The organism is Caballeronia sp. ATUFL_M2_KS44 (assembly GCF_023630965.1).
GTDB lineage: Bacteria > Pseudomonadota > Gammaproteobacteria > Burkholderiales > Burkholderiaceae > Caballeronia > Caballeronia concitans.
The window spans coordinates 1-1,440 of the sequence record NZ_JALQEA010000012.1 but is presented as its reverse complement, the minus strand read 5'-3'; the positions used below and the strand labels follow the sequence as shown (position 1 = coordinate 1,440).

General features: G+C 65.4%; 1 protein-coding gene. It reads right to left on the bottom strand.

All coding sequences use genetic code 11. From position 1 onward, the window contains the following. Window positions 1-1,326 (bottom strand): ISNCY family transposase (locus tag NCR39_RS07075; RefSeq protein ID WP_502800182.1); only part of this gene is annotated, 1,326 nt, incomplete at its 3' end. Window positions 1,327-1,440 lie beyond the last annotated feature (114 nt).

Genomic DNA, 1,440 nt, shown 5'->3' with positions numbered 1-1,440 from the left:
CTCCAGGTCCTGTTGCGTGAGTTCGCGCTGTTTCTTCGTGCCGGATGCGCGGCGTGGCGTGCGTACCTCCGCGCCGCGATGCGTGCGCGACGGCGCCGTGCCAATGCTGCGGTTGTCGCGCTGGGCCTGCACCGCCTGCGCCAACTCGAGCACGTGCGCGAGACGCTTGCACTCAACGATCGCGCCCGGATCGACCTCGGTGAGACGGTCGTACTGCCGGCATACCAGCGTGCGCTCGCCGGCCCGCAACTGCGTGCGCCCGTCGGGATACTCCCACACCTCGATGTCACGGTGGATCAGCGCGCGGTTCGCGTCGGTATCGTCCAGCAGATACAGCACGCGGTCGTACTGCACGGTGAGCGTCTTGGTGACCCGGCGCGCTTCGCGCCACGTCAGCGCCCGTTCCAGACTCTCGTCGGCGCGCAGGGAACGATGCGCGTCATAGTCGCTTCGCGGTGGCTTGGCAAAGCGCGCGTTGTAGTCGGCCATGAAGCAGGGCGCATACGCGTTGGCTTGCTCCAGCGTGCTGATGCCGCGCAGGCGTAACTCCTTGACCAGACGATCCTGCAAGGTCAGATGCGCGCGTTCCACGCGCCCCTTGGCCGGGCTCGAGTTGGCGCAGAAGGTGTCGATGTTCAACTCAAACATCGCGCGACCAAATTGCGTAATGCTGTGGCCCGTCTTGCCTGCGGTTGCGTTGCGAAACACCGTGGCCTTGTCGCTGTAGAACGCGCCCGGCTTGCCGTAGCGCTCGATGTAGGCACGCGTGGCCTCGAAATAGCTGAAGGTCGACTCGCTCGCCGTGAAATGCAACTGCATCAGCCGGCTGGTGGCATCGTCCACATACACCAGCAGCGTGCACTGCGGGGCGCGCTGCTCGAACCAGCGATGCTCGCAGCCGTCGATCTGGATCAGTTCGCCCAGGCACGCACGCCGCGCGCGCGGCTGATACACCTTGGGTGGCCGCTGCCGGCGCGGCACCCACAAGCCGGCCTCGATCATCAGATGCCGCACGGTTTCCTTGGCCAGCCGGATGCCGTGGCATTCCTCGAGCTTCTCGCGCGCCAAAGTCGGGCCGAAGTCGGCGTAGCGCTCCCGGATGATGCTCACGGCGCGCTGCGCCAAGGCACCGTCGAGCTTGCGATTGCCTGGTCGGCCACGCTTGCCCGACGCCACGCCTTGCACTCCGCGCTCACGATAGCGCGCCACCAGCCGCTCGATCTGGCGTACCGTCAGGCCCAAGCGCTCAGCGGCGCGTCCGGGCTTCAAACCCGTCTCGACGACCGCCTCGATAACCTTCAGTCTGTCCCATTCGCGCATGGTCAAGCTCACAGGTGGGTTCGGTGACATGACTGGGCTCCCGCTGAACGATCCGCTGCCAGCTTGCCACCGAGTCAAAACCCGACATCTGTAAATAGCCAGAACACGACATTAGGATAT